The organism is Actinomadura darangshiensis (assembly GCF_004349235.1).
GTDB lineage: Bacteria > Actinomycetota > Actinomycetes > Streptosporangiales > Streptosporangiaceae > Spirillospora > Spirillospora darangshiensis.
This window is the reverse complement of record NZ_SMKY01000505.1, coordinates 1-3,685: the sequence shown is the minus strand read 5'-3', so window position 1 is coordinate 3,685 and position 3,685 is coordinate 1. Positions and strand designations below refer to the sequence as shown.

The 3,685-nt window shown below is 71.3% G+C and carries 1 protein-coding gene; it reads left to right on the top strand.

The features are described 5' to 3' along the window. Positions 1 to 3,685, top strand: a 3,685-nt coding sequence (locus E1293_RS45520) for a non-ribosomal peptide synthetase (RefSeq protein WP_132206152.1), incomplete at both ends; no start/stop codon positions are given.

Sequence of the window (3,685 nt, the reverse complement as noted above, 5' to 3'; positions counted from 1 at the left end):
CTCGACGACCCCACCCAGCTCATCTCCTCGGTCAAGGAGCACCTGCGCGGCGTCCCCCGACGCGGCATCGGCTACGGCCTCCTCCGCCACATCACCCCCGAACCCGACACCACCGAAAACGGCGAACAACTCCGCGCATTACGCGGACTGCCGACACCACAGGTGCTCTTCAACTACATGGGCGCGGTGGACGGCGGTGCGGCGGCCGGCGAGGACAGTGACGATCTGCTCGCCCGGCAGCTTCCTGACGAGCTCGCCGGTCCGAGTACGGGGCCGGAGAAGGGGCGGGCGCGTTCGCACCTGCTGCAGATCGAGGCGTCCCAGACCGACGACGGCCGAATGGTCTTCGAGTGGTACTACAGCGCCAACATGCACCACGCCGACACCGTCCAGCGCCTCGCCGACGGCCATGTCAGCGCATTGCGCGAGCTGATCGGGCACTGCCTGAACCCGGACGCCGGCGCCTTCACCCCGTCCGACTTCCCGCTGGCGCGCGTCGATCAGCAGACGCTGTCGGGCCTGGAGCGGGTCGCGCCGCAGATGACCGACGTCTATCCGCTGGCGCCGATGCAGCAGGGCATGCTGTTCCACGTCCTCCAGGCCCCCGACGGTGTCGGCGTCTACTGGGCACAGGGACTCTACGAGTTCACCGGCCAGGTCGACGCCGCCAAGCTGCGCCGCGCATGGCAGCTCGTCGTGGACCGGCATCCCGCGCTGCGCACGGGATTCGTGTGGGAGGGCGTCCCGGAGCCGCTGCAGGTCGTGCACGCGAACGTGACGGTGCCGTTCGAGGTGCACGACTGGTCCGGCTACGACGAGAACGAGCAGCGCGTCCGCCTCGACGGACTCCTGGAGAGCGACCGCGGCCTCGGCTTCGACCTCACCGAGCCGCCGCTGCTCCGCGTGTACGTGATGAACCGGGGCGACGGCCGTTGGTGGATGGTGTGGGTCCTATTCCAGGGCCTGTGCGACGGCTGGAGCCTGCCGGTCGTCCTGGACGAGGTGCACACGGCGTATGACGGCCTGCTCCGGGGTGCGCAGCTGGAACTGCCGCCCGTCCGCCCCTACCGCGACTTCATCCAGTGGCTCGCGGACCAGGACCCCGAGGTGGCCCGCGACTTCTGGCGGGAGTACCTGGCGGGGTTCGATGCCCCGACGCCGCTCCCGGTCGACCGGGCCGCGGCCGACCACTGGGCGCAGGACCGCCGGCGGCTGGAGCTGACCGAAGGCGGCACCCGCGCACTCCAGGCGCTCGCGCGTCGCGCCCGGGTGACGCTGAGCACGGTGATCCAGGCGGGCTGGGCGCTCCTGCTGAGCCGCTACAGCGGTCAGCGCGACGTGGTGTTCGGGCTCACCGTGTCCGGCCGTCCGCCGCAGCTGTCCGGCATGGAGTCGATGGTGGGGCTCTTCATCAACACCCTGCCGTTGCGGGCGGACGTCTCGCCGGACGAAACGTTCATCGAGTGGCTGCGCCGCCTGCAGGACACCCAGCTGGAGGCGCAGCGCTTCGACTTCACCTCTCTCTCCGAGATCCAGAAGGCCGCGCACGTCTCCCCGGGCACGCCGCTGTTCGACAGCGTCCTCGTCGTCGGCAACTACCCGCAGGAGCAGCGCCCGGTCACCGACGAGCCGGACGACCCCGGGCAGGAGCTCGGGGAGGTCGGCGGGCTCGATTCGATCGAGCAGAGCAACTTCCCGCTGATGCTCGCGGCCGACCTGGACAGGACCCTCAGCATCGAAGCGGAGTTCTCCACGGCCGCCTTCGACGGGACGACGGTCGAGCGGCTGCTGGGACAGCTGGAGGTGCTGTTCGGGGCGGTCGCGGCCGACCCCGAGATGGAGGTCGGCCGGGTGCCGTTGCAGTCGGCCGACGAGGGCCGCCGGCTGCTGCGGTTGGGCGACGCCGCCGGCGCTTCGGCCGCCGGGCCGATGCCGGTGGTCGAGCGCGTGCGGTTGTGGGCGCAGATGTCTCCGGACGTGGTGGCGGTGGTGTGCGGTGACGAACGGCTGACGTTCGCTGAGTTGTGGGAGCGGTCGGGTCGGCTGGCCGGGGTGCTGGCCGGGCAAGGTGTGCGTGCTGAGGTCGGCGTCGGTGTGGCGTTGGGCCGTTCGGTGGATCTGGTGGTGGCGTTCGTCGGGGTGTTGCGGGCGGGTGGCGTTTATGTGCCGCTGCCTGCGGGATACCCCGCCGAACGGCTCAGCCTGATGGCGGCCGACGGCGGCGTCGAAGTGGTCATCACCGATGGCACGCGGCCCGACACCGAAGCCGCCGGACGCACGGTCGTGCGGATCGACCTGCTTCCCGAGTCCTCCGCCGTGGACGCCGTTGTCGATGAAGACAGCGCCGCCTATGTGGCGTTCACGTCGGGGTCGACGGGTGTGCCCAAGGGCGTGCTGGTGTCGCATCGGGGGCTGGCGGGCTATGCGGCCGCCTGGGAGGAGACTCTGGCCGGGCTGGACGATGAGCGTGGCCCGATGTTGTCGATGTCGGGTGTGGGTTTCGACGTCTCGGTGGGGGACCTGACCCGCGGTCTATGCCTGGGCCGCGGAGTGGTGCTGCTCCCGGAGACCGAGGGCGTGTCGGTCGAGACGCTGCATGAGGTGATCGCGCGCCACAGGGTCGGTATCGCGGAGATCGTCCCGGGTGTGCTCCTGCGTGAGCTGGCGGCGTGGGCGCGTGAGGCGGGTTGCCTGGACAGCCTGCGCGTGGTGATCTCCGGCACGGACGTGTGGCGCTGGGACGCTCTGGTGGGTGCGGTGGGCACGGTCGCTCCGAACGCGGTGCCGGGCAACGTGTACGGGGTGACCGAGGCGGCGATCGACTCGCTGTTCATGCCGCTGACCGACGGCGCCGGCGCGGACGACAGCCTCGTCCCCGTAGGACGTCCGCTGCCCGGAGCCCGGGCCCTCGTGCTGGACGAGCACATGCAGCCGACCGCCATCGGTGTGCCGGGTGAGCTGTTCATCGGCGGCGGTGGCGTCGCCCGCGGCTACGCGAACCGACCCGAACTGACCGCCGAGCGCTTCCTGGCCGACCCGTTCCGACCGGGGGAGCGGCTGTACCGGACCGGGGACCGCGCCCGCTGGAACGCGGTCGGGAACGTGGAGTTCCTCGGCCGGGTCGACGAGCAGGTCAAGATCCGCGGGTTCCGGATCGAGCCCGGCGAGATCGAAGCGGCCCTGGCCGAACACCCCGCGGTCCGCGACGCCATCGTGGTCGCCCGCGACGACGGCCCCGGAGGCAAGCGCCTGGTCGCCTACCTGGTCCCAGGGTCCGCCGATGCCGACCTGGACGTGGCGGAGGCGCGGGAGTTCCTCCGTTCCCGCCTCCCCGGCTACATGGTCCCGGCCGCCTTCGTCGTCCTCGACCAGGGGCTGCCGCTGACGGCGAACGGCAAGGTCGACCGCCGCGCGCTGCCCGCCCCCGAGGCCGTGGCCGAGCCGGCGGGCGAGTACCTGCCCCCGCGCACGGCCGCGGAAAGAGCGCTGGCGGAGGTCTGGCAGCAGGTCCTCGGCCTGGAACGCGTCGGCGTCGAAGACAACTTCTTCGAGTTGGGTGGCGACTCGATTCTGAGCTTGCAGATCGTTGCGCGTGCTCGGGCGGCCGGGTTGCGGGTCGAGATCGCTGATGTGTTCGCTCGGCAGACGGTGGCTGCGCTGGCCGCGGTTGCTCGTGAGGTGGATC